The organism is Shouchella clausii, assembly GCF_002250115.1.
GTDB lineage: Bacteria > Bacillota > Bacilli > Bacillales > Bacillaceae_D > Shouchella > Shouchella clausii.
This window is the reverse complement of the sequence record NZ_CP019985.1, coordinates 2,951,578-2,977,055: the sequence shown is the minus strand read 5'-3', so window position 1 is coordinate 2,977,055 and position 25,478 is coordinate 2,951,578. Positions and strand designations below refer to the sequence as shown.

Annotated in this window: 25 protein-coding genes and 2 other annotated features; of the genes, 3 read left to right on the top strand and 22 right to left on the bottom strand. The window is 45.3% G+C overall.

Going from position 1 to position 25,478, the window contains the following annotated elements:
• Window positions 1-123: 123 nt before the first annotated feature.
• From BC8716_RS14290 to BC8716_RS14250, 9 genes are all read right to left on the bottom strand, one after another.
• Complete coding sequence (locus tag BC8716_RS14290) at window positions 124-1,824, bottom strand: long-chain-fatty-acid--CoA ligase (RefSeq protein WP_063609816.1); 1,701 nt, start codon at window positions 1,822-1,824, stop codon at window positions 124-126.
• Between the two features lie 277 nt (window positions 1,825-2,101).
• The gene (locus BC8716_RS14285; protein WP_063609815.1) at window positions 2,102-2,512 is read right to left on the bottom strand and encodes a DUF350 domain-containing protein; all 411 of its coding nucleotides are present in this window, start codon (window positions 2,510-2,512) and stop codon (window positions 2,102-2,104) included.
• 13 nt (window positions 2,513-2,525) lie between these two features.
• Window positions 2,526-4,889, bottom strand: a complete 2,364-nt coding sequence (locus BC8716_RS14280) for an endonuclease MutS2 (RefSeq protein WP_094426693.1) — start codon at window positions 4,887-4,889, stop codon at window positions 2,526-2,528.
• A 23-nt stretch (window positions 4,890-4,912) separates the two neighbouring features.
• Window positions 4,913-6,628 (bottom strand): DNA polymerase/3'-5' exonuclease PolX, encoded by a 1,716-nt coding sequence (polX, locus tag BC8716_RS14275; protein ID WP_094426691.1) that lies wholly within the window; start codon window positions 6,626-6,628, stop codon window positions 4,913-4,915.
• Window positions 6,629-6,777: 149 nt separating this feature from the next.
• Entirely contained in the window at window positions 6,778-7,317 is a 540-nt protein-coding gene (locus BC8716_RS14270) for a CvpA family protein (protein ID WP_094426689.1), read from the bottom strand.
• Window position 7,318: 1 nt separating this feature from the next.
• Entirely contained in the window at window positions 7,319-7,555 is a 237-nt protein-coding gene (zapA, locus tag BC8716_RS14265; RefSeq protein ID WP_094426687.1) for a cell division protein ZapA, read from the bottom strand.
• Between the two features lie 320 nt (window positions 7,556-7,875).
• Complete coding sequence (gene pheT, locus BC8716_RS14260) at window positions 7,876-10,302, bottom strand: phenylalanine--tRNA ligase subunit beta (RefSeq protein WP_094426685.1); 2,427 nt, start codon at window positions 10,300-10,302, stop codon at window positions 7,876-7,878.
• A 13-nt stretch (window positions 10,303-10,315) separates the two neighbouring features.
• On the bottom strand, window positions 10,316-11,350 hold the full coding sequence (gene pheS / locus BC8716_RS14255) for a phenylalanine--tRNA ligase subunit alpha (RefSeq protein WP_094426682.1): 1,035 nt from the start codon (window positions 11,348-11,350) through the stop codon (window positions 10,316-10,318).
• Between the two features lie 62 nt (window positions 11,351-11,412).
• Window positions 11,413-11,627: a binding site (T-box leader), on the bottom strand.
• Window positions 11,628-11,683: 56 nt separating this feature from the next.
• The gene (locus BC8716_RS14250; RefSeq protein WP_094426680.1) at window positions 11,684-12,424 is read right to left on the bottom strand and encodes a TrmH family RNA methyltransferase; all 741 of its coding nucleotides are present in this window, start codon (window positions 12,422-12,424) and stop codon (window positions 11,684-11,686) included.
• A 125-nt stretch (window positions 12,425-12,549) separates the two neighbouring features.
• Here BC8716_RS14250 and sspI point away from each other — a divergent pair, with 125 nt between their 5' ends.
• Together sspI and BC8716_RS14240 are read left to right on the top strand one after the other, a co-directional pair.
• Window positions 12,550-12,759, top strand: coding sequence for a small acid-soluble spore protein SspI (sspI, locus tag BC8716_RS14245; protein WP_011247525.1), 210 nt, complete (start codon window positions 12,550-12,552; stop codon window positions 12,757-12,759).
• A gap of 118 nt (window positions 12,760-12,877) precedes the next feature.
• Window positions 12,878-13,066 carry a hypothetical protein gene (locus tag BC8716_RS14240; RefSeq protein ID WP_094426678.1) on the top strand — a complete coding sequence of 63 codons (189 nt, stop codon included), beginning with the start codon at window positions 12,878-12,880 and terminating at the stop codon, window positions 13,064-13,066.
• A 20-nt stretch (window positions 13,067-13,086) separates the two neighbouring features.
• Here the strand turns inward: BC8716_RS14240 and BC8716_RS14235 are convergent, their stop codons facing one another.
• Both BC8716_RS14235 and BC8716_RS14230 read right to left on the bottom strand, forming a co-directional pair.
• On the bottom strand, window positions 13,087-13,374 hold the full coding sequence (locus tag BC8716_RS14235) for a hypothetical protein (protein ID WP_094426676.1): 288 nt from the start codon (window positions 13,372-13,374) through the stop codon (window positions 13,087-13,089).
• Window positions 13,375-13,389: 15 nt separating this feature from the next.
• Window positions 13,390-14,457, bottom strand: a complete 1,068-nt coding sequence (locus tag BC8716_RS14230; protein WP_094426675.1) for a M42 family metallopeptidase — start codon at window positions 14,455-14,457, stop codon at window positions 13,390-13,392.
• Window positions 14,458-14,751: 294 nt separating this feature from the next.
• On the opposite strand from BC8716_RS14230, the gene BC8716_RS14225 reads away from it, so the two are divergent.
• On the top strand, window positions 14,752-15,153 hold the full coding sequence (locus BC8716_RS14225; RefSeq protein WP_094426674.1) for a sigma-w pathway protein ysdB: 402 nt from the start codon (window positions 14,752-14,754) through the stop codon (window positions 15,151-15,153).
• Between the two features lie 181 nt (window positions 15,154-15,334).
• On the opposite strand, the gene BC8716_RS14220 is transcribed toward BC8716_RS14225, so the two are convergent.
• The 11 genes from BC8716_RS14220 to BC8716_RS14170 form a co-directional block, all read right to left on the bottom strand.
• Window positions 15,335-16,861 (bottom strand): solute symporter family protein, encoded by a 1,527-nt coding sequence (locus tag BC8716_RS14220; protein ID WP_094426673.1) that lies wholly within the window; start codon window positions 16,859-16,861, stop codon window positions 15,335-15,337.
• Window positions 16,858-17,193 (bottom strand): DUF485 domain-containing protein, encoded by a 336-nt coding sequence (locus BC8716_RS14215; RefSeq protein WP_011247529.1) that lies wholly within the window; start codon window positions 17,191-17,193, stop codon window positions 16,858-16,860. The genes BC8716_RS14220 and BC8716_RS14215 overlap by 4 nt, the downstream gene beginning before the upstream one ends.
• A gap of 182 nt (window positions 17,194-17,375) precedes the next feature.
• Window positions 17,376-17,735 carry a 50S ribosomal protein L20 gene (gene rplT / locus BC8716_RS14210; RefSeq protein ID WP_011247530.1) on the bottom strand — a complete coding sequence of 120 codons (360 nt, stop codon included), beginning with the start codon at window positions 17,733-17,735 and terminating at the stop codon, window positions 17,376-17,378.
• Window positions 17,736-17,765: 30 nt separating this feature from the next.
• Window positions 17,766-17,969 (bottom strand): 50S ribosomal protein L35, encoded by a 204-nt coding sequence (gene rpmI, locus BC8716_RS14205; protein WP_094426671.1) that lies wholly within the window; start codon window positions 17,967-17,969, stop codon window positions 17,766-17,768.
• A gap of 31 nt (window positions 17,970-18,000) precedes the next feature.
• The gene (gene infC, locus BC8716_RS14200) at window positions 18,001-18,504 is read right to left on the bottom strand and encodes a translation initiation factor IF-3 (RefSeq protein WP_062749711.1); all 504 of its coding nucleotides are present in this window, start codon (window positions 18,502-18,504) and stop codon (window positions 18,001-18,003) included.
• 66 nt (window positions 18,505-18,570) lie between these two features.
• Window positions 18,571-18,690, bottom strand: a sequence feature (ribosomal protein L20 leader region).
• Between the two features lie 73 nt (window positions 18,691-18,763).
• Window positions 18,764-19,957, bottom strand: a complete 1,194-nt coding sequence (locus tag BC8716_RS14195) for an ABC transporter permease (RefSeq protein ID WP_169715950.1) — start codon at window positions 19,955-19,957, stop codon at window positions 18,764-18,766.
• A gap of 34 nt (window positions 19,958-19,991) precedes the next feature.
• Window positions 19,992-20,666 (bottom strand): ABC transporter ATP-binding protein, encoded by a 675-nt coding sequence (locus tag BC8716_RS14190; protein ID WP_011247534.1) that lies wholly within the window; start codon window positions 20,664-20,666, stop codon window positions 19,992-19,994.
• Window positions 20,663-21,994, bottom strand: a complete 1,332-nt coding sequence (locus BC8716_RS14185) for an efflux RND transporter periplasmic adaptor subunit (protein WP_094426667.1) — start codon at window positions 21,992-21,994, stop codon at window positions 20,663-20,665. The genes BC8716_RS14190 and BC8716_RS14185 overlap by 4 nt, the downstream gene beginning before the upstream one ends.
• 2 nt (window positions 21,995-21,996) lie before the next feature.
• Entirely contained in the window at window positions 21,997-22,752 is a 756-nt protein-coding gene (locus BC8716_RS14180; RefSeq protein WP_094426665.1) for a YIP1 family protein, read from the bottom strand.
• A gap of 219 nt (window positions 22,753-22,971) precedes the next feature.
• Window positions 22,972-24,441: a D-alanyl-D-alanine carboxypeptidase/D-alanyl-D-alanine endopeptidase gene (gene dacB / locus BC8716_RS14175; protein WP_094426663.1), complete on the bottom strand. Its 1,470-nt coding sequence runs from the start codon at window positions 24,439-24,441 to the stop codon at window positions 22,972-22,974.
• 110 nt (window positions 24,442-24,551) lie between these two features.
• On the bottom strand, window positions 24,552-25,478 hold the full coding sequence (locus BC8716_RS14170; RefSeq protein WP_094426661.1) for an aldo/keto reductase: 927 nt from the start codon (window positions 25,476-25,478) through the stop codon (window positions 24,552-24,554).

Genomic DNA, 25,478 nt, shown 5'->3' with positions numbered 1-25,478 from the left:
CTCCATAACATGAATGAATGTTCATTCATGTTATTTAGTATAGTACGGGAAAGGGCGATTGTCAAATGATAACGGCGTTTAAAAAGGTTTCTCTACATGGGAGCATGTAAAGAAACCTTCCCTTTATGCTTCCTGCTGCGCTTGTTCTTCCTTGCGTGCTTGTTCTTCACTAATGAGCACCCGTTTTAAAATTTTCCCTGTCAGCGTTGTTGGCAGCTCATCCCTAAATTCATACAGTCGTGGAATTTTATAAGCGGCCAATTTTTGGCGACAGTACGCCTCCATCTCTTTTTCAGAGATCGTTTCGCCTGCTTTCAACACAATAAACGCTTTCACCGTTTCGCCCCGATACTCGTCAGGAACACCAATTACGGCTGCTTGGACAACCGCTTCATGTTCAAACAACACTTCTTCTACTTCACGGGGATAAATGTTAAATCCACCTGCAATAATGATTTCTTTCTTCCGATCAACGATATACACATAACCCTCTTCATCCATTCGAGCCATATCCCCTGTTTTTAGCCACTCGCCATGAAACGTTTGCGCCGTTTCTTCAGGCCGCATCCAGTATCCTTTCATCACTTGCGGGCCGCGGACAAACAGTTCGCCAACCTCGCCGATTTCTGCTTCCCCGTCTTTTTCAAGTGAATACACCATTACATCTGTGTCTGGCCAAGGAATACCGACACTGCCTGTTTTCCGCTTTTCCCAGATCGGATTGGCGCAGACAACTGGCGACGTCTCAGTTAACCCATATCCTTCTACGATTCTGCCCTTCGTTTGTGCTTCGAACTTTTGCTGTACTTCAAGGGGTAATGCGGACGCACCGCTAATGCACGCTTTTATCGAAGTCAAATCGTATTGATGAATATGTTCATTGTTTACGAGGGCTACATACATCGTCGGCGCTCCAGGGAAAAGTGTAATTCTTTGCTTTTCAATCGTTCTTAAAACTTCTTCTGGCTTGAATTTCGGCAATAGCACCATTGTTGCTGCCGTTTTAACGGCGAAATTCATCACTGTCGTCATCCCGTACACATGGAAAAACGGCATGACGCCAAGCACCCGTTCACTTCCCTCTTCTGTTTTGTAAAGCCAAGCATCACATTGCACTGCATTGACAACCAAATTCCGATGTGTGAGCATCACGCCTTTGGCAAGCCCTGTTGTCCCTCCAGTATATTGGAGCAACGCCAAGTCGTCTGCGTTCATTTCAACTTCAGGCTCCAACGCTTCTCCCTCTTTTACAAGCCGAGCAAACGGCAATACCCGCTCCGAATACGTCACTTTCACTTTTGGAATGCCTTGCTTTTTTTGCACAAGGGGAAAGAGTATATTTTTTGGAAAAGGAAGGTATTCGGCGATGCTCGTCACAATCACCAATTCAAGTGACGTACGCGCCATCACCTTTTCGACTTTAGGCAAGACCGAATCAAGGCACAAAATGACTTTTGCCCTAGCGTCAGCGAGCTGGTGCTCCAGTTCCCTTTCGACATAGAGTGGGTTCGTTTGAACGACGACGCCCCCCACCATGAGCACCCCATAGTAACCAATCACCGATTGGGGGCTATTGGCGAGCATGATCGCCACACGGTCGCCTTTTTTCACGCCCAGTTTTTGCAGTCGATTCGCAAACCGGAGCGTTTGGTCATACAATTCCTCGTAGCTTAATGTTTTTCCTAAGAAGTGGATTGCCTCGTGTTGCGGAAACCTGTTAGCTGATTGCTTGAAAAAATGCTGCAACGGCACATCCTCGTAGTCCAAAAAGGGGCGGACTTGCTTCGGATAATGCTGAAACCACCTTTTTTCATCGCTCGCCATGGTTCTCCTCCTTATGAAGGCCCCTTTCGCAAGAAATTCTCCTCTCTTCCATTGTATTGTAATCGCTTACATTATTTCAAATGTTTTTTTCTTTTTTTGTACATTTATTACAGGTCATCATTTGTTGCAAATGGCAAAAGCGCCTCCCCCAGCGAGAGGGAAACGCTTCTTCTTGCTATGCGTATAAAATTAAGAACACGATTCCAGCAATGGCAAATAACCCACAACTAATGTATAAAATTCGTATCAACCGTTCCATGCACTCACAACCTATTCTCTAAGCGGTTATACTTGCACTAATGACAAACGAAAGGCCGACAGACAGCAGCAGTGACAGCAAGCCAACTGCGCGGTTGTCGTTTTTGATTTCCTCGTCGACTTTAAAACCTGGTGTTAGAAATTCAAAAATAAAGTAGCTAAATAACAATAACGCAAACCCAAAAATTCCCCACATCAGCATGACTAGTAAACCATCCGAATGCTGAATCGTCGCAGCAAAAATGTTCGCTGTCCCGACAATTTTCCCGCCTGTAGCCATCGCAACGGCAACGTTGCCTCTCTTGATCTCTTCCCAGTTATTATAGCGCGTCACTGTTTCAAAAACGGCAAGAAAGACGACTAGCATTAAGATCGTTACACTGTAGTTTGCTACGGTTTGAACCCATTCGTTTTGAAGGAGAACGTCCATGTTTAGCTCCTTTCTATTTAAGCTCGATTACTGTATTGCCAAGTCCGCCTTCATTCATGCCGCCGTCACGAGCAGATTTAACACGTGGATGGTTGGCAACGAACTGTTTCACGCCTTTGCGCAATGCGCCTGTCCCTTTTCCATGAATAATCGAGACTTGATGGTATCCAGCAAGCAACGCATCGTCAATGTATTTTTCGACCCGGCGCATCGCGTCTTCATACCGTTCCCCACGAAGGTCGAGCTCCGCTTTGACGTGTGCATCATTTCCACGAATCGTCGTAATCGCTTTTTCTGGCTGGCGTCGCTCCTGCTCAAGCAATTGGATATCATCAACAGGGACGGCCATTTTCATAATGCCAAGCTGTACTTGGTACTCATTATCGCCTATTTTTTTCACGACTGTGCCTTTTTGGTTAAAGCTTAACACTTTGACTTCGTCGCCTGGCTCTGGAAGACGTTTCGCCTTTTCAGCCTGCTTTTTTACTTGCTTGCGCTTTTTAGAGACAAGTTTTGGCGCCGCTTCCTCCAGTTGTTTCCGCGCTTCAATCAGTTGGTGCTCTTTGACAGCTACCCCTTGCTTTTGCAAATCGCGCAGCTCGGAAATGATCAATTCTGCTTTTTCTTGTGCGGCAGCAACTAGTTTTTCCGCCTTTTGTTCGGCTTTTTGCAAAGCCGCTTCTTTCATTTCTTCAAAAGAAGCCATCCGTTTTTCCAAGTCTCGTTTTAATGCTTCCGCTTCACGGCGGACAGCCTCCGCTCGGCTCCATTCGCTTTGTGCTGACTTTTGACTATCTTCCAGGGAGGCGATCATTTTTTCTACTTGGGACGAATCGCTGTCAATTTGCAGTTTGGCCTGATCGATAATACGTTCGTCTAGCCCGAGGCGCCTTGAAATCGCAAACGCATTGCTGCGCCCAGGAACACCGACAAGCAAGCGATACGTTGGCCGCAGCGTCTCGACATCAAATTCAACACTCGCATTTAACGCGCCTTCGCGGTTGTAGGCATAGCCTTTCAACTCGCTATAGTGGGTAGTTGCCACAGCAAGCGCTCCCCGTTTATAGACATGGTCTAATATAGAAATCGCTAATGCTGCCCCTTCAGTTGGATCTGTGCCTGCTCCTAGCTCGTCAAACAAAATGAGGCTATTTTCATTCATTTCATTTAAAATCGAGACAATGTTTTTCATATGGGACGAAAATGTGCTCAAGCTCTGTTCTATGGACTGCTCGTCGCCAATGTCTGCAAAAATATGTTCAAAAACGGCAAGCTCCGTTTCTTCAGCAGCAGGAACAAACAGACCAGACTGGGCCATTAACGTCAGCAATCCAATCGTTTTCAGCGTGACCGTCTTGCCGCCTGTATTTGGTCCAGTAATGACTAGTGAACGGACCTGGTCGCCGATCGCCATATCACTCGGTACGACTTCGTTTGGAGGCAAAAGCGGGTGACGGGCTTGCCGCAAATCCAAATACCCACGGTCATTTAATGTTGGCTTCACTGCCTTAACGGCTTTGGCATAATAGGCTTTCGCACATATGAAATCAAGTTGCGCCAGCTTATCGACATTAAGGAGCAGCTGCTCGCTTTCCTCTGCCACTTTTGCCGACAGTTCTCTTAAAATCCGTTCAATTTCCCGTTTTTCTTTTGCCTTTGCTTCTGTTAATTGGTTGTTTAACGTCACAATCGCTGCCGGTTCGATAAACAGCGTCGCCCCAGAGGATGATTGGTCATGGACGATGCCGCCAAATGTCCCCCTGTATTCTTGTTTAACAGGGAGCACATAACGGTCACTACGGATGGTCACAATTGCATCAGACAACATTTTACGTGTATTGGACGAACGCGTTAATTGATCAAGCTTGGACTTGATCCCTGATTCATAGCTGCGGATTTGATGCCGCACTGTCCGTAAACTCGTGCTGGCTGAGTCAAGGACGTAGCCGTTATCATCGATGCATTGTTTAATGGCTTTTTCAATTGGTGAAAGGGGCTCAATTTGCTCCACATGCCCTGCTAAAATCGGCACTTCGATATGACCGTCGTCAATGATCGTTTCGATAAACTGCTTCACCCTTTTTCCACCATATAATGTCGAAGCAATTTCAATCAATTCTGTTGCCGACAACACCCCGCCAATCGCTGCTCGCTTAATATGGGGGCGGACATCTGAAATGCCTCCGAGCGGGACATGTCCCTTTAACCGCAAAACATTTGCTGCTTCAGCTGTTTCATCTTGGAGATGGCGGACTTCTTCTAAAGACGTAGAAGGTACAAGCTCGTTGACTTTCTGCCTGCCAAGGGAAGAAGCAACATGTTCAAGCAGTTGCTGTTTCATTTTGTTGTATTCTAAAACGCGCTGCACACGTTCCATTGTGCAACCTCCTTTATTCAAAGCTAATGCTTGCGTTTAAGCCAATGTTGCAATTTTTCCAATGGCCAAGTATTCAACACTTGGTCAGGCAACAACATCGCTTTTCTTGCATGGGCATAGCCATATTCAACATTTGCAAGCGTACCGATTCGATGTGCGTCTGAATTAATAGCAATCGGCACACCTGTTTCTGCTGCTAACTTTAACCATGTAACTTCTAAATCCAGACGCCTCGGACTTGCATTCAATTCGAGTGCGCAACCAGCTTCACTCGCCCATTGAATAAGTGTGGGTACATCAACAGCATAGCCTTTGCGCTTGCCAATAAGGCGACCTGTTGGATGAGCAACGAGGTCCACATGGGGGTTGAAAATCGCTGCTTGCAATCGTTCCATCAGTTTCTCCTCACTTTGCGAAAAAGCAGAATGGATCGAGGCGATTACAAAATCGATTTCACTTAACAGCTCGTCTGGATAATCCAGCTCCCCACTAGGGAGAATGTCCATCTCAATTCCTGTTAATATCGTGATTCCGTTATTTTGTTGATTGTACTCCCTGATGTATTCATGTTGTTGTTTTAAGCGTTCAATCGATAAGCCGTTGGCTACTTTTAGGTAGCGGGAATGGTCAGTAATGGCAATATGGGTATAACCACGCTTCTTTGCTGCTTCCGCCATTTCTTCAAGCGAATGGGCGCCATCGCTCCACGTCGTATGCATATGCAAATCCGCTTTCGCATCGATGAAAGAAACCTCTTCTGCCGTCTCGCGATAGCGCTCTAGTTCGCTGCCATCTTCTCTTGCCTCCGGTGAAATATAAGGCAAACCAAAATGGGCAAAGAAAGCTCGCTCATCGGGGAATGTTTTGATTGCACCTGTCTCCACCGTTTCAATTCCATATTCATTAATTTTTTCGCCGCGTTTCTTGGCGAGTTGCCGCATACGGACATTGTGGTCTTTGGAGCCAGTAAAATGGTGCAGCGCTGTTGCAAATGCTTCATTAGGGACAAGGCGAAAATCAACAGAAATCGTATGTTCTTCAAGGTCAAGTTCAACAGATACTTTGCCATTTCCTTTTGCAATAATGTTGGCAATCCCTTCAAGCTGCAAAATTTGGTCCTTAACCGAAGATGGGTTGTCAGTCGCAATGATATAGTCTAAGTCTTTGACCGTTTCCCGCATTCTTCGTAAACTGCCTGCTCGAGAAAAGCGTATTACATCGTGAAAGTCGGCAATCTGTTGTTCAAGTTGCTCGGAAAACGGCAGCACGTCGGCAACAGGAAGGCGTTCTGGCCGCACATTCCAAACGGCAAGCGCTTCAATCATGTTGTCTTCTGATTTTTTGCCAAATCCTGCAAGCGCGCGAATTTGCCCGGCTTTGGCTGCCTGAAGCAAGCTTTCTGCGTCAGTAATGCCAAGTTCTCGGTAAAGCTTGCCAACCTTTTTGCCACCAAGTCCAGGAATCGTTAGAAGCGGCAATAATCCTGCCGGCAATTGTTGTGCCAATTCATTTAGCAACGATGACGCTCCTGTTTCCTTCAGCTCCTGGATGACATCGGCCGTTGCTTGGCCGATTCCAGGAATCGCTTTTGGGTCATCCATTTCCGCTAACGTGCGGCCGTCTTGTTCCAATGCCTGGGCTGCTCTCCGGTAAGCAGCTATTTTAAAAGGGTTTTCCCCTTTTATTTCCATGTAAGTCGCGATAGTTTCTAACACTTGGATCGCTTGTTTTTTGTCCATTAGCGTCCTCTCCTTCTTACTCCTTCCCTATCATACCGACTTTTGCTCTTCAAACGCAAACAGCAACCACAAAAATCGAGTGGTTCCAGCGGAAAACGCCACCTAAACTAGGTGGAGCCAAAAAACAGCCCGCCGTAGCGAGCTGCCAATTAAAACGTTGGCCTTACCCATAAGTCATTTAACCAATCAGACAGATAAGGTGTATGGTTAATCATAAATTCTGCGACAACAGACGATTGCAACGCCGATTGCACTTCGTTTATTGGCAATGCTGTTGCTACAAAAAGCAATACAAACAGCAGCAAGTAAAACTCAACGAAGCCGAGCATGCCGCCAAGCAAGCGGTTGAGTGTATGCAATATCGGCAAATGGGAAACAAAATCAAGCATTGATCCAATAATGTGAAGCAAGATTTTTGTCCCAAAAAATAAAATCGCAAACGCAATCGCCGAATAATAGACGCTTTCTGCATCAAAGGCTTGGATAATCATGCCGAATGCCCCATCAGACGAAAATTCCGGATATGGAATATAGAGGCGGATCGTACGGGCAAGAGGCTCATAGTAATTCCAAGCGACAAATATCGCTACAAAAAAGCTAACCAGATGGATAAACTGTAAAATAAAACCTCTACGCCGGCCAATTAAAAAGCCAACTAGAAGCAACAGCATAATAACTGCACTAACCATGTTATTCTCCTTCGTATTGGCGTTTCAATTTTAAGTATTCATCAGCAATGTTTAAGGCAGTGAGAACAGCTAGTTTTGCTGAATCCAAATAAGGATTACGCTTCTTTAGCTCCTCCATTTTTTCATTCATGTAGGAGGCTACTTCTTTTACATGAGCTGGTTCCTCACTGCTCACCACTTTGTAAGTTTGTCCTTGTATACGGACAGTTGTCCTTTTTTTATTATTGTTCTTCTCCACGAAAGAACCTCCTAGCGCACATTGATTGTGCCCTACCCTAAAACTAATGTTCATCATACCATGCGAGAGCAAAATTGGAAACTGCTAAAAAGCGATTGCTAAATGCAATCGCTCCAGACTGTAGACAAACGCTCGCATACTTCGTCGTTTGCCTCACTCATATGCTCATGAACCCCCGTTCTATTCGCATCTTCCCTCGGCTGCACTCCTCGTCTGACAAGCGTTTTCTATCAGTCTGAGGGCGGTTATCGACTTTGTCGACAACCTCAAGCGATTGCTAAATGCAATCGCTCCATTGTTCTATTTCTTTCCATTTTACACTATGCCCGCAACACGGCACCCGTTTGCTTTTGCACTTCTGCTACTATCCTTTCATGAGCCAAAGATGCTTCTTCGTCGGTTAATGTCCGTTCAGCATGGCGGTAAGTGAGAGAAAAGGCGATTGATTTCTTTCCGCTTTCCATATGCTCGCCTTCGTACACATCGAAAATGGTAACTGTTTCTACTAATTCGCCGCCAGTTTCACGGATAATTGCCATCAATTCAGCTGCCGTCGTTTCTTTTGAAACAACTAGAGCCATATCGCGGGTAATCGCTGGATAGCGTGGAATCCCTTTGTATATAAGCGCCTCCGTCTCAGCGGCAAAGAGCGCATCTACATTTAGTTCCAACACGTATGTCTCATTTAAATCAAGTGTTTTTTGCGTACTCGGATGGACTTGGGCTAGAAAACCAATTGACTCGCCTTTGAGCAACACATTGGCAGTACGACCTGGATGGAAACCTGGGCGCACATCCGGCTTGTATTCAATTTGTTCACTGAGGCCAAGCGATTCCATTAAGCCTTCGGCAATCCCTTTTAGCACATAAAAGTCGACTGCTTTTTTCTCGCCTTGCCACGGATGACTCATATACGTCCCACTTAACAGGACAGCAAGACGTTCCTGTTCTTTAGGTAGTTCCGTCAACGTTTCTTGCTCGCTCAAAAACACTGAGCCACGTTCATACAGGAGGACGTCATTGTTTTTCCGATTCAAATTGTACGCGCAAATATCGTATAAATGAGGAAGCAAACTTGTACGCATTGTGCTCCGTTCTTCGCTCATTGGCATGGCTACTTGGATCGGCTTAATCGTTTCCTCAGCAAACAACGCTGCTTTCTCTGAACTGGTTAACGCATACGAAATCGCTTCAGAAAGGCCCGCACTTCTTAAATAGGCCTCCATTTTCCGACGTTTTGCCTGTTCAGCGGTCCGCTTCCCTTGTGTAGTGTTGCCAACAGGTAATGTCGAAGGAAGCTGGTCATATCCGTACAGACGTGCCACTTCTTCATACAAATCCTCTGGAATCGTAATATCGCCGCGGCGATGTGGAACGGTTACATGTAGGTCGGAGCCGACTTTTTCACACGGAAACTGGAGACGTCTCATTAATGCCGCAACTTCCATGATGGACAAATCTGTCCCAATGCGCTCATTCATTTTGTCCAAATCAAGGGCAATCACTTTCTCCGAGCGAACACGCGCATCCGCAATGGCAGCTCCGCTTAACACGATCCCTCCAGCTATTTCTTGGATTAAGTAAGCAGCTCGGCGTGCTGCCTCTGACACCCGTTCCTGGTTAATGCCTTTTTCAAATCGAGCGCTAGAATCACTGCGTAAACCGGCAAGACGAGCCGAGCGTCTAACCACTGTCGGATGGAAGGCCGCAGCCTCTAATACGATCGTCGTTGTTGCCGCTGTCACCTCTGAATGAAGGCCGCCCATTACACCGGCAAGCGCGACTGGTTCGCGCCCATTTGTGACTACTAACTGTTCAGGCGATAGTGTCCGCTTCTCCCCATCTAGTGTAGTAAACGCCTCTTCTGCATTTGCACGACGCACATGGATTGATTTCGAGCCAAGGGCATGGTAGTCAAACGCATGCAATGGTTGCCCATATTCGAGAAGCACGTAGTTGGTGACATCAACAACGTTGCTGATAGGACGGATACCTGCTGCCATTAGCCGGTTTTGCAGCCATGAAGGCGATGGTCCGATTTTAACATCTTTTATTACAAGGGCTTGATAAAACGGTGTGTCTTCGCCATTTTCAACGCTGACATCGATATAACCGTCAGCAGATTCAATGACTTCCTTCACTTTAGTTTTCGGCATTTTTATTGGCCGATCATAAAGGGCAGCCAACTCATAAGCAACGCCAAGCATATGCATGCAATCAGAACGATTCGGTGTTAAATCAAGTTCCAGCACACTATCGTTTAACTCGAAAAGTGCTAACGCATCTTGTCCAGGTTCAACGCTTTGTGTTTCCGGGAATACATAAATCCCGTCAACATAGCCCTTAGGCACTAGTTTGTTGTCAACGCCGAGCTCTTGCAAAGAGCAAATCATCCCTTCGGAGTGCTGTCCACGCAATTTCGCTTTTTTAATTTTAATGCCACCAGGCAAGCGCGCCCCTACTTTGGCAACGGCGACATACTGGCCAGAGCTAACATTTGGCGCTCCGCAAACAATTTGGACACGCTCTTCCTCGCTAATATCAACTTGACATACATTTAGCTTGTCCGCATCAGGATGAGGTGCTACTTCAGCCACATAACCGACAACCACATTGGTTGCCCCTTTGTTCCGTTCATGAATAAAGTCAATTTCTATACCGCTCCGCGTCATTTTCTCGGCAATCTCTTGCGGGCTAATATCACCAATCTCTATATATTCTTGTAGCCATTTATATGAAACGAGCAATGTGTCGCCCTCCTTAAACGTCTTTAAATTGCATTAAAAACCGAAGATCATTTGCATAAAATTGGCGGATGTCGTCTATATCATATTTCAACATAGCCAAACGCTCTACGCCCATACCGAAGGCAAATCCGCTATACTCATTGGCATCAAAGCCGCTCATCTCAAGGACACGGGGGTGGACCATTCCTGCCCCAAGCACTTCAATCCAACCAGATTGTTTGCATACTCGGCAACCTTTTCCGCTACATATTCCACAAGATACATCGACTTCGACTGATGGTTCCGTAAATGGAAAGAAACTTGGGCGCAGGCGAATGGAACGGTCTTGACCAAAAAATTGTTTCGCGAACGTTTCAAGTACCCCTTTCAAGTCGCTCATACGCACTTTTTTATCAACATATAGCCCTTCCACTTGCATGAATTGATGCGAGTGGGTTGCATCGTCATCGTCGCGGCGAAACACTTTCCCAGGGACAACAACTTTAACTGGGCCTTTTCCTGCAAATTTTTCCATTGTCCGCGCCTGGACTGGCGACGTTTGCGTCCGCAACAGCAAGTCCTCTGTCACATAAAACGAATCCTGCATATCTCTTGCTGGGTGGTCTTTTGGCAAATTCATTGCTTCAAAGTTGTAATAATCGGTTTCGATTTCTGGCCCTTCCCCAATCGAAAAACCAAGCCCTAAAAAGATTTCTTCGATTTCCGTGATAACCGCAGTCAACGGATGAATTGCACCTTGAAGCGCCGGGCGACCTGGCAATGTCACGTCGATTGATTCTTGTTCGAGCTGCTGTTTAATCGCAGCTTCTTGAAGTTTTTTACTTTTTTCATCCAATTTGTTCTTAATTTCATCACGCACTTCATTGGCGAGGGCACCAATAATTGGGCGTTCTTCCGCTGACAATTTCCCCATGCCGCGAAGGACTTCGGTAATCGGCCCCTTTTTCCCTAAATAGGCAACGCGAATCGCTTGAATATCTTGCTCTGATTTCGCTTCCTCGGCTTTGTCCAACGCCTCATGCTTTAATGCCGTTAGCTGTTCTTGCATGGCAATGCCTCCTTGTATCCTTTCTTTCCTTTTAAACAATAAAAAAAGCCTTCTACTCCCTAAAAAGGGACGAAAGCTCCGTGGTACCACCCTTCGTTTACACTTGCTAAAAAAGTGCAACTTCATTGTCCATAACGGCTCTAAACCGGGAACATCCTTTAGAGATGCCAGCTCAAGAGTGAATTCGGCCCATCCTACCATAGAAACGCTTCCAGTCTTTGGCATTTCCTCCCTGAAAGGCGGTTTTAAGCTTACTACTCTCTATCAACGCTTTTTATCCTATACAATTACAATTGCTTTTTATTATAATCAATTGCCACACAAGCTGCAAGCTTAACTTTTCAAGGCAAATAACAAAATCCCAGCAGCTACAGAAACGTTTAATGATTCTGCTTTCTTGTTTTGGCGGATATATAGGTTTTCCGTAGCAGCATCCAACAAATGGCTTTGTACGCCTTCCCCTTCATTTCCAAGCAAAAGCGCAAACTGTTCTTGTGGCTGGAACTGTTCATATGGCGTGGCATCATGTAAAGATGTCCCGTAAACCGGAATGTCGCTTTCTTTGAGCATCTTTATCCAGGTAGCCAAATCGCCCATATAAACAGGTAAATGAAACAATGCCCCTTGTGTTGCTCGGATCACTTTTGCATTGAATAAATCAGCACAACCACTGCCTAAAACAACTCCTGCTGCATCAGCAGCCAATGCCGTGCGGATAATCGTGCCGACATTGCCTGGGTCTTGAACCCGGTCAAGAAGAACAAAACGCCCTTTCAACTGTTCAGGGGTATGCCACTGTTTTTTTTGGCATACAGCTACAATGCCTTGAGGGCTTTTTGTTTCCGATAACTCCTTCATGACGGCTTCAGAAACGCCTATGCATTCCCCGGGAAATAAGTTTTCATCGTCTGCAGTCGTTAGTACCGTTTCCACTTTCCAATCTGATTTCCACGCTTCTTCAATTAAATGTTCCCCTTCTATTAAAAACCGTCCTGTCTGGTCACGTCCTTTTTTGCTATGTAATTTTTTCCATGCTTTAACACGTTCATTTTTGACTGATTCTATCCGTTTCATGACCAATGGCCCCTTTTTATGCTGTTGTCGACATTTACTAACAGAATAGCTTGTTTTCCATTTATAATCCACCTTGGTTCGGGAATACTACTAGTCGATTCACCATTTTAAAGGGGGTTATTTCAATGAGCTTTAATTTGCGCAACGCGATTATGGCGAATATACAAGGCAGTTCCCAACAAGAAGTGGAAGCAACCATCGTCGATGCCATGGAAAGTGGCGAAGAAAAAATGTTGCCGGGACTCGGCGTGCTGTTTGAAGTCTACTGGAAACATGCAGATGAATCCCAAAAAGACGAGCTTTGTGCTGAGATTAGCAAAGGGCTTAATGAATAAGCGAGCAGGATTTTCCTGTTCGCTTTTTTCATAATCGCTTTAGCCGAGGACAGCAGCTTGTATAATAAACGGACGTGCTGTCCCATACACTAGACTATTACAGTGGAAGGAGTGGCCAATGGCAATGATTTTACGTTGGGGATTTTCTCTTATCGCACTCTGCTTAATCGTCTATGGACTCTTCTTTATGTTCGCTCACCCGGTTGACCAATTTGGGTTGAGAGGATTTCGCCACTTTTTGTTTTTACTCCATGTTAGCATTTTCTTATATGGAGTAGATATCGTCCGCAATGAGCTCACAAGATGATTTGTTTGAATATTCTACATTCAACCACTCATCCACACTACATTAAGCAAGATAACGAGCACGAGCACACTTGCGCCAATTAAGAGCCACGGTGCGAGCTTCCACTTGCCAGTTTCCCCTTTTGCAAGAGACACCAAACTAACAATCACGCTTGCCACTAGAACAACAACGGCAATGGTGCCGACCGCGCTCGTTGTGCTTGGCGAAAGTTGCAACGCATAGCCTGTAATTAGCAAGAGCGCAAAGGCAATAAACAACACAAGTGAAATCATGGCGAGAAAGAATGACCATTTCCCGAACTTATTCATTCTGTTCCTCCGTTTTTAAGCAAATGTGATGTTTTTAACCGTTTCCCCATCCAGCCGTTTAATCAACTCAACGAGCAGTTTGACTGTGTTGTTGTAATCATCTCGATGAAGTAAACCTGCGTGGGTATGGATGTAGCGGGTTGCAATCGTAATCGACAAAGCCGGAACGCCATTGGCAGTTAAATGGATGGCGCCTGCATCTGTCCCTCCTCCTGGAATAGTATCATATTGGAAAGGAATGTTGTTGTCCTCTGCTGTTTTGACGACAAAATCTCTGAGGTTTTTATGGCCAATCATCGAACCGTCGTATAAAATAATTTGCGGGCCAGCTCCAAGCGTGCCTTCGCCCTTCGTGTTCGGCGTGTCTGCACCAATGCCAACATCAATTGCGAAGCCGATGTCTGGCTGTATTGCATGTGCACTCGTTTTTGCCCCGCGCAAACCGACTTCCTCTTGTATCGTTCCAACTCCGTAGACAACATTGGGGTGTTCGACCTCGTGTAATGATTTGAGTACGTCAATGGCGATGGCGCAGCCGATACGATTATCCCATGCTTTTGCCATCAACAATTTCTCATTTTTCATCACTGTAAATTCGCACACAGGCGCAATTGGGTTTCCAGGCTTGATGCCAAACTCTTGTGCTTCCTCTTTTGATGTGGCGCCGATGTCAATAAACATGTCGTCAATCTCGACTGGTTTTTTCCGTGCTTCTGGCGACAGCACATGGGGCGGTTTAGAACCGATAACGCCAGGAATCGGCCCGTTGTCTGTGATGACTGTTACACGGCTTGCTAGCAAAACTTGGCCCCACCAGCCGCCGATGGTTTGGAAACGCAAAAATCCTTTTTCATCAATGCTTTTCACCATAAACCCAATTTCATCTAAGTGGCCAGCGACCATAATTTTCGGACCATCTGCATTGCCCGTTTTTTTTGCAATCAAACTGCCCAAATGGTCCGTTTCCACAGAATCGGCAAAAGGAGCAATATATGACTTCATGACGTCCCGTGCTTCTTTTTCAAAACCGGAAACCCCGTTTGCATCAGTTAGCGCTTTTAGCATTTGCAATTGTTGATCCAAATTGTTCCACTCCTTTTATGAATTCCTTCCTAGTATAGCGAAAACAACAGCAGCCAACAAATGTTTAAAAGCCAAATAGAAACTCAGACTGTAGACAAACGCTCGCATACTTCGTCGTTTGCCTCACTCATATGCTCATGAACCCCCGTTCTATTCGCATCTTCCCTCGGCTGCACTCCTCGTCTGGCAAGCGTTTTCTATCACTCTGAAACTTTTATTAATAAAAGTGAAACCTTTTTTGTTGCAGTGCCGTATATATTGAAAACAATTATGCAAAAAAAGGGGGTTTAGCCCGTGCTCGTCCTAATCTTTCGGCTACTGATAGTAGCTACCATTGTTGTCATTTCCTATAGTTTAATAAAATATACATTGCAGCCTGAACGAAAGCTAAAAAAAGCCCAGAACGCGCATCAGTTTTATTTTTTGGACGATAGCACGAATGTGCGCAAAAATTTCCAACTAACGTTTAAAGGAATTATGTTTGAAGGAGAAAAGTATTTAGAAGCGACAAAGGAATCATTTGAAGTCATTCGCGTTTATATAAAAGCAGATACAGATAGACTCCGCGGCTTAACTTTTTCTGACTTCCATTTTATTGAAGAAGAAGTCCTCTTACGTTATCCAGAGGCGACAATTGAATGGGCATCGCCGATTAAAGAATTTATGAAACAAGCCAAACAACCTGAGGAGCGCTAATCTTAGCGCTCCTCATACACTGTCGACACATGCTTACATACGTTGTGTTTGCGCAATCTTTGTTCCGATACAAGCGTCCATGAGCAAGAAAATCACTCTTGGAACAGCCTTTCTATTCACCACTTTCTTTTCCTCTTTTAGCAAGTGTGATTGATGTTGTCGGCTACATCAATTTCTCCATTTATTCCGCTTTTCGGTAGCCAATGTTTGCCCGCACTTTCACTTCTGCGTATTTGGCATCGTCCCGTTCTTTAGACAACAACGTCCCTACTACGCCGCCGATAAAGCCAATCGGAACAGAAATAATGGCCGGATTCGTTAATGAAATTAGCGGTTCTGCTGTAATAAATGCATCACCTGTCGGCGATAGGACATTCGGACTGATTGCAACGAGTATCAAAGCAGAGAACAAGCCTGACAACATCGCTGATACTGCACCAGCCGTATTGAACCTTTTCCAATAAATAGTGTAAACAATGACAGGCAAGTTGGCGCTTGCCGCCACACAGAAAGCAAGGGCAACGAGAAAGGCGACATTCATATTTTGCGCAAACAGCGCCAGCACAATCGATAGACCCGCTACTGTAACCGAGGCAATTCGGGCTGCTACAACTTGTTGCTTCTCCGTAATTTTCCCTTTTTTTATGATTTGCCCATAAACATCATGGGCAAACGCCGAAGCGCCTGAAAGCACGAGCCCTGCTACAACCGCTAGAATCGTGGCAAAAGCGACAGCAGCGACAAATGACATAAACAAATCGCCGCCAAGGCGTTCTGCTAATAATGGAGCCGCCATATTTCCAGCTGGATTGGCAGCAATAATATCGGCGGAACCGACAAATGCAGCTGCACCGAATCCAAGGAAAATCGTTAGAATATAAAAGATTCCGACAATCCAAGTTGCAGTAACAACGGAACTGCGCGCTGTCTTCGCATCCTTTACGGTAAAAAAGCGCATCAAAATATGTGGCAAGCCTGCCGTTCCTAATACGAGAGCGAGCATGAGCGAAATGGAGTCAAGTGGAGCTCTCCCTTGCATTCCAGGATGCAAAAACCCTTCTTCTTGGGAAGCGCCAACAGAGGCAAACATGTCCAAAATGTTAAAGTTAAACCGGACCAACACCATGATCGAAATCGCTGCAGTCGCGACCATTAGCAGTGTAGCCTTGACAATTTGCACCCAACTTGTCGCTGTCATTCCGCCAAACAACACATAAATGGTCATCATAACGCCTACTAACAGCACAGCGTATGTATATGGAATTTGAAACAACAATTGAATGAGCGCTCCAGCTCCAACCAATTGGGCGATCATGTAGAAGATCACGATTGTAATCGTGCTCCCTGCAGCAACACCGCGGACTTTCCTCGCATCAAAACGAGAATGGATCATGTCGGCAAGCGTATATTTCCCTAAGTTTCGGAGTGGTTCTGCAACAACAAACATTACGACCAAGTAGGCAACTAAATAGCCAATGCTGTAAAAGAACCCGTCAAAGCCAAACAAAGCAATGGCACCTGCTATCCCTAAAAACGAGGCTGCAGACAAGTAATCGCCTGCAATCGCAAGCCCGTTTTGCCAGCCAGTCAAACCGCCTCCAGCTGTATAAAATTCACTTGCTGTCTTTGTCCGTTTCGCCGCATAGTAAGTGATGACAAGCGTCAATATAACGATCGCTAGAAATAGAGAAATGACAGTAATGTTCATAAACCCGCCCCTTCTTTCCTGTCAGTGTCTTGCTCGCTTACTACCTTTTCAGCTAGCTTATCAAACCGCGCTGATTTTTTTACATACAAAATGCAAAACGTCCATGTCATAATAAATTGCGCAATTGCAAGCACCCATGCCCATGTGATTTCGCCAATAACCGGCGTTTCCAAAACAGTGGTATAAACGGCGAGTACTGGCAAGGAAAAGTAAAAGACCATAAAAAATAGAATACTAGGCACTAAAAACGCTTTTTTCTTTTTCATCAGCTCCGCAAAGGATGCGCTTTTCGTTATGCGCTCATACTCCGTTTCGCCTTTTTTTCGTGGCATACTGCTTCCCCTCCTACGTTTATCAGTATGTCATTATCATATGAAAACGCTACCATATTGTCAATTACAAACTTTCTGCAAATAGACTTTACTCATAAAACAACGTTGTTTTCAGTCGTATTCTTAAAATCGTGACGAACACACAAAAAAGCAGCCAATGTAATCGTTGGCTGCGTGTGTTTTTAGCTATTTAAGCTTTCTTTTGCTTTATCAGCAAGTTGAGCAAATGCTTTTTCATCGTTAACTGCTAGATCAGCAAGCATTTTGCGGTTAACGTTAATTTCAGCTAGCTTTAGGCCATGCATTAAACGGCTATAAGACAGGCCATTTAAGCGTGCAGCTGCATTGATACGCGTGATCCAAAGTTTGCGGAAATCACGTTTCTTCTGACGGCGATCACGGTATGCATATTGCAAAGATTTCATGACCTGGCCTTGTGCTGATTTAAAAAGCGTATGCTTCGAACCGTAGTAACCTTTTGCTAATTTTAATACTTTTTTACGACGACGACGAGCGACATAACCGCCTTTTACTCTTGGCATCGCAAATCCCTCCTTAATCTATCCGAACAGTTATTTTTTCTTGTAAGTGAGCATTTGATGAATGCGTTTAAAATCTCCAGAATGCACAATTGCTGCTTTGCGGAGTTTGCGTTTTTGTTTCTGTGATTTATTGCGGAACATATGGCTTGTGTAAGCATGCGAGCGCTTAAGCTTGCCAGTTCCTGTTTTCTTAAAACGCTTAGCAGCGCCGCGGTGTGTTTTCATTTTAGGCATAACAACGTCCTCCTTTAACTAATTCCTGCCCTTATTTCTCGGTTTTAGGTGCCATAACGAGAAACATGCTGCGGCCTTCCATTTTTGGGCGGGCCTCAATCGTTGCGATGTCCTCGCATTCTTTCGCGAGACGTTCAAGTACGTCACGCCCGATTTGTGAGTGCGTAATTGCACGACCACGGAAACGAATGGATGCTTTCACCTTATCGCCTTTTTCTAGGAATTTACGGGCATTGCGAAGCTTTGTATTAAAGTCATTGTCTTCAATCGTCGGGCTTAAACGCACTTCTTTGATTGTAATAACTTTTTGATTTTTGCGCGCTTCTTTTTCTTTCTTTTGCTGTTCATAGCGGTATTTCCCGTAATCCATAATCCGGCAAACAGGCGGTTTTGCATTTGGCGCCACACAGACAAGGTCAAGATTTACTCTTTGTGCCATTTCCAGTGCTTCATGCTTTGACTTGACGCCAATTTGGTCGCCGTTAGCGCCAACCAGACGTACTTCACGAGCCCGAATCCCTTCATTGACCAACATGTCCTTGCTAATAATGAGCCACCTCCAGTGGATTTTGTGATGCAGCTAAAGCAATTTACGCGTCTAAACGTGAAAAAAGTGTGGACGCACGGCACCCACACTTAATCAGCATTTTAACAAACTGACGGTTTCTAACCTGGCAACTAATGTCGTACAGGTGAGAAGCGGGCGCTTCTTCTTGCTTTATTAACTAACACAAGACGTATCTTACCATGGTGAATGGTCCCTGTCAATGCACGTTGCTGATTTTCGCCTGCATTTATTCATACCGCAGTGATTCAACTGGGTCTAACTTCGCCGCTTTATTGGCTGGCAATATGCCAAACAGGATGCCAACCCCAAGGGAGAAAGCAGTCGCAATTAAGACAACCATTCCAGACAAAACGACCTCCATATCAAATGCGTTGCCGATTAGCTGTACGAGCAGCGCCCCAAGCAAAATGCCTGCTGCCCCACCAAGCACGGTCAACACAATTGATTCAATTAAAAATTGGAACAGGATTTGTCCTCTAGTGGCCCCCATTGACTTGCGGATGCCAATTTCTCTCGTTCGTTCTGTTACTGAAACAAGCATAATATTCATGACGCCAATTCCGCCAACAAGAAGCGAAATGCCAGCGATGCCACCAATAATGACGGTCATGACACGGGTAATCGTTGAGTCTGTTTCCAAAAATTCGCTCATATCATAGCTTTTATAGGCATCAAATGTGCTGTGGTTTTCATTTAAAATTGCAGCTGCATCCGCTACAGCCAATTCAACGTCTTCGACTGTTTCCGCCTTAATATGGATGGAGTCAAATCCATCACGGAAGAAAATTTGTTTCCACGTTTCATAGGGAAGCAACAATTGTTCCCTTTCAAAATTAATAATGCTGTCAGACGGCGCTAATACGCCGACAATTTCGATCGGATAAGCGCCAACTTTTACCGTTTGCCCGACAGCTGACTCGTAAGGAAACAGTTGTTCAGCCAGCACGGATGTAATGACGGCTTTCCTCGTCCCCGTTAAATAGTCAACTGGATGAAGCAAATTCCCTTCTAAAGCTTCATAATCGTAAAGATCCATATAGTGCATGTTGATTCCGTTAACTTCCGTTTCAACCTGTTCATCGCCCGCCAAAATCGTCGTGTGTTCGGCACTAGAAGCGACGACCGATTGAACGGAAGGCAACGCTTGAATGTCTGTTACGTCTTGTTCCGAGTACTGCCAGAAGGCGTAAATGTTCGGATTTTCCTGTTCATCGAATTCCGATGGTTCGAAATAAATCTCCCGAATGTTCTCTACGCCTACGATTTGTGCTTTTAACTTTTGTTCAGCACCTTGCCCAATTGCCACTACCATGATGACGGCAGCAACACCAATAATAATGCCAAGCGTTGTTAATAGCGCCCGCAATTTTTGCGCAGCAATCGAATGAAACGCCATTTTGATGTTTTCAATGATGTTCACAGGCCTCGTTCCTTTCCGGAAAACAAGCAGCTTATCAGGATGCTGTTGCCTCCTGGATTTTGCCATCCTTTACAAAAACAGTCCGGTCTGTTTTTTCCGCAATTTCCGTTTCGTGCGTAATAATCGAAATGGTTACCCCTTCTTCATTTAATCCACGGAGCAATTCCATAATCGATTCGCTCGTTTTCGAATCGAGAGCGCCAGTCGGCTCGTCCGCCAAAATAATCGACGGATTGTTAACTAGCGCCCGGGCGATGGCAACTCGTTGTTTCTGACCGCCTGAAAGGGAAGCAGGCTTGTATGTAGCACGGTCGCCAAGGCCCACTTTTTTCAATGCCTCATATGCCCGCTCTTTTCGCTCGCTTTTTTTGATGCCGGCATACACCATCGGCAGTTCAACGTTTTTCCATGCCGAAAGCCGCGGCAATAGGTGAAATTGCTGGAATACAAACCCGATTTTTTCGTTGCGGATCTTGGCAAGTTCTTTTTCGCTTAGTGTGCCGATCATCTGGCCATCAAGTAAATATTCGCCTGTTGTCGGCTTGTCAAGACAGCCAATGATATTCATTAGCGTCGATTTCCCAGAACCAGACGGGCCCATAATTGACATAAAGCTTTCTTGTTCAATCGTTAAATCGATGGGAGCTAACACTTGTGACCAAGCTTGGCCCACGCGGAACGATTTAGTCACCTGTTTGAGCACAATCATACATCATCGTCCTCTTCAATAATCTCGACGCCTTCAATCACTTCGCCTTCTTCCCCGTCAATTGGCGCTTCTAACGGTTCTTCCCCTTCTTCAAACTGTTCATCGACCCCGTCAAGCCCTTCTTCAAAGTCGCCATCTTCGTAAACGGCAGGCGTAACAGTCATGCCATCATGCACTTCTCCCATGTAATCGAGAATGACCTCATCAGCTTCTGTCACGCCCTCTAAAATCTCGATCGAATATTCAGTTGCAATCCCAATTTCCACGTCCCTACGTACAGCGATACCGTCTTCATAAACGTAAACAAATGAGGAAAACTCATCATATTGGATCGCTTCCATAGGCAAAGCGAGTCCTTCATGTTCCATCGTTATAATTTCAGCATAAACTTGGTAACCTGGCCGGAGCTTGTCCGTATCGCCTTCGGTCATTTTAATCGTAACGGGGTATTGAGAGCTCGACGAATCTCCGTACCATTCATCGCTTTCAGTCGGGAAATAAGAGACATCGACTACTTCCCCTTCCCAAAAACCATCTTCCACTGTATCAGATGTAATCATAACAGGATGGCCAGGCTCGACTTCAAGGGATTGCTGCTCAGAAATGTTGCCTGTAATCGTAAATTGGCTCGTGTCGGCCACTTCAAGCAACGTGTTTGTCGCACTTTCACCGAGGCCTTCATTGCTGTCCTCTGCCGTATCGTTTCTCTTAATGACCGTTCCTGCAATTTTGCTTTTCACGGTCAATTGTGCTTTTTGCTCTTTAATGCTTTCTAATTGGTTTTTTAGCCGCGTCAATTCAAACGCTTCTTCTTTTTTCTGTGCGGCAAGCTCGGCCAATTCAGCGTCAAGCTCAGCAACGGTCACGACCGGTTCAATTTCTGTTTTTTCACCTGTCTCCTCGTCCGTCTCGTAGGTCGGTTTGACATCAGGCCCATTTTTACGCTTCTTCACATCCTCTTCTTGCTTCGAAAGTTCCGCAATTACCCCATTGGCTTTTTCAATTTGCAGTTCAACGTCCTGTTGCTCAAAATCAAGCTCAGATGTGTCATATTGGACGAGCGGCGTCCCTTCTTCGACTTCATCGCCGACATCGACTAATATTTCGAACCCGCTATGCTCAGCCAGTTCTGTCACTAACTGGCGATCCACTAACTCTAACTTCCCTGGAACCATTACGGTGGAGTCCATTACTTCATTCATCGGTGTAACCAAATCGACCGTGTATCCTGCCACTCCGCCACCTGTCTCTCGGGCTTTAGATAGTCCAAAATAAGTAAATGTGGCAATAGATACAACAACCACTCCACCAATGATTGCTTTTTTCATACTCAACGCAAAAGCCCCCCTAGTAAATTGACAATTAACACCAATGCAAATATGCCCGCCCCAATCGCAATTGCTGGGAATTTTTTAAAGTTGGCTGTCTTAATGAGCCCCAGCGAAATAAAAGCAACAAACGCAAGCGTAGAGATTTCCAAGCTTTGTAACAGAGAATAGAATGGGTGTGTTTCATTGACAAACACAGATGGCGCCGTATAAATATAGCCGTACGTTCCGTTTGCCGCATTGACAATCATCAAATACAGAAAGCCAATGGCGCTTGCGAGTGTGGCAAAAACAGTCATTGAATAAATTGCCTTATAGGGCGTCTGGTTGTTTTGCATTTTCGAAATCGCAAACAAGATAAGCGCAAGCAGAGGCGGTCCGGCCGCATATGCAACCAGCATAATCATTCCAATTATAATCCCTGAAACGAGGCCATCTATGTTAAAGCTAGCAAACAGCGGCGCCTCTTCTTCATACATAGCATCCTCCATGTAGATTCCTTCTTCCATCATCATCCCATCCATGTCGCCGTCATAGGCAACCGCATCTAAGTCGATTAGCCCTCCTTGTCCAGTAAAAACGGGAAAAAGCAGGCCAAGTAAGACGAGGCAGAGGATGATAAACATCGGAAAGCCGACGGACGGTTCCACTTTCATGCGCACAAACTGTTTACTTGGGTTAAAAAGAAAGGCGAAAATATTGGGCTTTTTTGAAAAAGCGAACTCTTCAGGCTGGTGTGCCTCCTTGAATTGTTCCATCTCTCGTTCTCCTTCGATAACTAGAAATTCGGTACATATCTATTTTTCTATTATACTGCTAAATACTAGAAAAACCAGGTACTTTATAAAAACTTTAGAATTTTTTGTTGGATAATCTCGTCGTTCTCAAGAACACGTTAGTCGAACGCAGTTGTTTGAAAACAAACCGCACGGTTAGAAGGCGCGCGGCTTTCTTTAGCCGCGCGCCCCTCGTATTCATTAGGATGATTCGCCAAGAATCGCCAACACGATCTCATCTTCAATATGTCGAATCGTTTGGCTTTCGCCAATGAAATTATTTACCATAATCGTAAACAAATAGCTATCGCCGTCATTTGTCCTTGCATAGCCAGTTAAGCTTGAAACCCCTGTAAGGGAGCCTGTTTTCGCTCTCACTTCACCTTCTATCCCGCCTAAACGATTCCGCATCGTTCCGCCAATAAGCCGCTCTTTTTCTCCAGCAACTGGTAGCCCATTGTAAAAATCAGCAAACCAATGCTGCTGCTGAGCGTGATAGAGCACGCTCGTTAAATCATTTGCCGCAACGAGCGTCTTATGGGACATGCCTGAGCCATCACGCAGTAAAAAAGGACCGCTTGCCCCAAGCTGCTCGGTGCTTTCTGCGACAAGAGGCAACCCCGCATCCCAGCTCCCTTCTCCTTCTTTTACATAACCAATTTCTTTTACAAGCACTTCTCCATGGCCATTATTGCTAAGCTTTAAAAATGGCACAAGCAGTTCACGCAAAGGCATCGACTCTCGTTCAGCTTGTTTTACTGCTTGTTTAGGCACGTACCCTATTGTCTCCTCCGCCTTTTTTATGTCGATCCCCGCATTGTTAAGAGCCTGCTTAAATACAGCAGTTGTATATTGAGCCGGCTCCCATACAGCTACCCAACTTCTTGTTGCGCTTGCACCAATAGGCATATTGCCGGTGATGCGGATGTCCGCTTTGCCGTGTTCTCTTTCTATTTTTAACGATTTCTGTTCTCCAGCTGCTACTGTCAACGCCTCATTCATAATAGGCACTGCTTTAGTGTCAGGCTGCGTCGTGACAATTGGTTTTTGGCCTGCTTTTTTTGCCGCTGTCACTTCAACCAAGATGGTTCCTGCATCATAGTCGTCTGTCGGAGAAAGAGTTAATGCTGATACTTGCGCCCCTGTATAAAACGATTCATCCGACCAATTTAAATCTTGGGATAGCCGTACGTCATCATAACGTGATTCATCGGCGATTATATCGCCATTTATTTTTTTGATGCCTTTGTTGCGCAGCTCCTGTGCAAGCTCATTTAATTCTGCTTCCATGAGCGTAGGGTCGCCACCCCCTTTTATGTATACATTTCCATGGAGAGTGCGTTTGCTTATTTTGCCGTCTGTAAACACGGTCGTTTTGAACGTATGGTCAGTGCCTAGTTCCGTTAAAGCAGCAACAGCAGTTAACACTTTCATCGAAGAGGCTGGATGGAGCAACATGTTCCCATTGTGTTCAAACAACAGTTCATTCGTAGCACCGTCCCGGACACTCACGGCAACAGATGCGCCAGCCAAACGTTCATGTTCCAATATCGCAGCGATTTCTTCTCCAAAATGCGGCGTTTTTTCTTTTGCCTGGAATGAGGTTGTTAGAGGAAATACAAGCAAAACCACAACAATTGCCAACAATGCTAAACGCCAATTCTTTTTCACTGGTTTCCCCTCCTTTAGAGATGCTACGTTCAGTTTATTCCACTCTCTTCAAAATAAACCTAAAAAAGAAGCTGCCCTCTATAAAAGGAACAACTTCTACATGCCAATCATTATTTTTGTAAATCGAGCCAAGCAACTTCGTCAGCAGTTAATGTCAATGCTGCCCCTTTTGCGCAAGACTGCATTTCTTGTTGATTTTGCGGTCCAATGATCGCAGCGGTAGGGAAAGGTTGGTTTAAGACATAGGCTAAAGCGACCTCAATCGTCGTTGCCCCTTTTTGTTTTCCTAACGCTTCTGCCCGGTCATAGCGCTGCCAATTGTCGTCATTGTAAAACACACGAACCAAATCTTCATTGCTCCGGTCATCTCGAGAAAAGCGGCCTGTAAAAAATCCACGTGCTTGGGAGGACCACGAGAACACAGGCAGCTTCGTTTCCCCGTGCCATTCCATCGCTGTTTGGTCAAGGCTAATGCAGCCAGGCCAGTAAGGCTGTTGGGCTTTGGCAAGACTTAAATTGGGGCTGGAAAAAGAAAAACCAACAAGCCCATGTTTTTCAGCATATTCGTTTGCTTCGGCCAGCCTTGCTAACGACCAATTTGAACCACCAAACGCGCCTATCCGCCCTGCTTCTTTATGTTCATTAAGCCATTCTAAAATGGCGCCAACTGGCACTGTTGGATCATCTCGGTGAAGGGCATACAACTCAACTGCATCTGTTTGCAAACGGTCTAAACTAATTTTTAATTGTTCGTCAATGTCGTGTTTATTAATCGTATGTCCCTTCTCATTCGGGTGGCCCCCTTTTGTTAAAACATTCATTCGCGACCGGTTGCCTGCGTCAAGCCAGTTCCCAATAGCGGCCTCACTTTTGCCGCCATTGTAAATAAATGCTGTATCAATTGTATTGCCACCGATCGAAACATACTGCTCAAGAATGTTGTTTACAGACTCCTGATGATCTGGAGAAAAATAGTCACTGCCCATTATGAGGGCGGATACAGGCTTCGTTATGCCTTCGAAAGGGATTGCTTTCAT

Bases quoted from the DNA above. Each gene is read 5' to 3' on its own strand.
- BC8716_RS14290 (WP_063609816.1), bottom strand. From the start codon at position 1,824: ATGGCGAGCGATGAAAAAAGGTGGTTTCAGCATTATCCGAAGCAAGTC.
- BC8716_RS14285 (WP_063609815.1), bottom strand. From the start codon at position 2,512: ATGGACGTTCTCCTTCAAAACGAATGGGTTCAAACCGTAGCAAACTAC.
- BC8716_RS14280 (WP_094426693.1), bottom strand. From the start codon at position 4,889: ATGGAACGTGTGCAGCGCGTTTTAGAATACAACAAAATGAAACAGCAA.
- polX (WP_094426691.1), bottom strand. From the start codon at position 6,628: ATGGACAAAAAACAAGCGATCCAAGTGTTAGAAACTATCGCGACTTAC.
- BC8716_RS14270 (WP_094426689.1), bottom strand. From the start codon at position 7,317: ATGGTTAGTGCAGTTATTATGCTGTTGCTTCTAGTTGGCTTTTTAATT.
- pheS (WP_094426682.1), bottom strand. From the start codon at position 11,350: ATGCAAGAACAGCTAACGGCATTAAAGCATGAGGCGTTGGACAAAGCC.
- BC8716_RS14250 (WP_094426680.1), bottom strand. From the start codon at position 12,424: ATGAAACGGATAGAATCAGTCAAAAATGAACGTGTTAAAGCATGGAAA.
- sspI (WP_011247525.1), top strand. From the start codon at position 12,550: ATGAGCTTTAATTTGCGCAACGCGATTATGGCGAATATACAAGGCAGT.
- BC8716_RS14240 (WP_094426678.1), top strand. From the start codon at position 12,878: ATGGCAATGATTTTACGTTGGGGATTTTCTCTTATCGCACTCTGCTTA.
- BC8716_RS14235 (WP_094426676.1), bottom strand. From the start codon at position 13,374: ATGAATAAGTTCGGGAAATGGTCATTCTTTCTCGCCATGATTTCACTT.
- BC8716_RS14220 (WP_094426673.1), bottom strand. From the start codon at position 16,861: ATGAACATTACTGTCATTTCTCTATTTCTAGCGATCGTTATATTGACG.
- BC8716_RS14215 (WP_011247529.1), bottom strand. From the start codon at position 17,193: ATGCCACGAAAAAAAGGCGAAACGGAGTATGAGCGCATAACGAAAAGC.
- rplT (WP_011247530.1), bottom strand. From the start codon at position 17,735: ATGCCAAGAGTAAAAGGCGGTTATGTCGCTCGTCGTCGTCGTAAAAAA.
- rpmI (WP_094426671.1), bottom strand. From the start codon at position 17,969: ATGCCTAAAATGAAAACACACCGCGGCGCTGCTAAGCGTTTTAAGAAA.
- infC (WP_062749711.1), bottom strand. From the start codon at position 18,504: ATGTTGGTCAATGAAGGGATTCGGGCTCGTGAAGTACGTCTGGTTGGC.
- BC8716_RS14190 (WP_011247534.1), bottom strand. From the start codon at position 20,666: ATGATTGTGCTCAAACAGGTGACTAAATCGTTCCGCGTGGGCCAAGCT.
- BC8716_RS14185 (WP_094426667.1), bottom strand. From the start codon at position 21,994: ATGAAAAAAGCAATCATTGGTGGAGTGGTTGTTGTATCTATTGCCACA.
- BC8716_RS14180 (WP_094426665.1), bottom strand. From the start codon at position 22,752: ATGGAACAATTCAAGGAGGCACACCAGCCTGAAGAGTTCGCTTTTTCA.
- BC8716_RS14170 (WP_094426661.1), bottom strand. From the start codon at position 25,478: ATGAAAGCAATCCCTTTCGAAGGCATAACGAAGCCTGTATCCGCCCTC.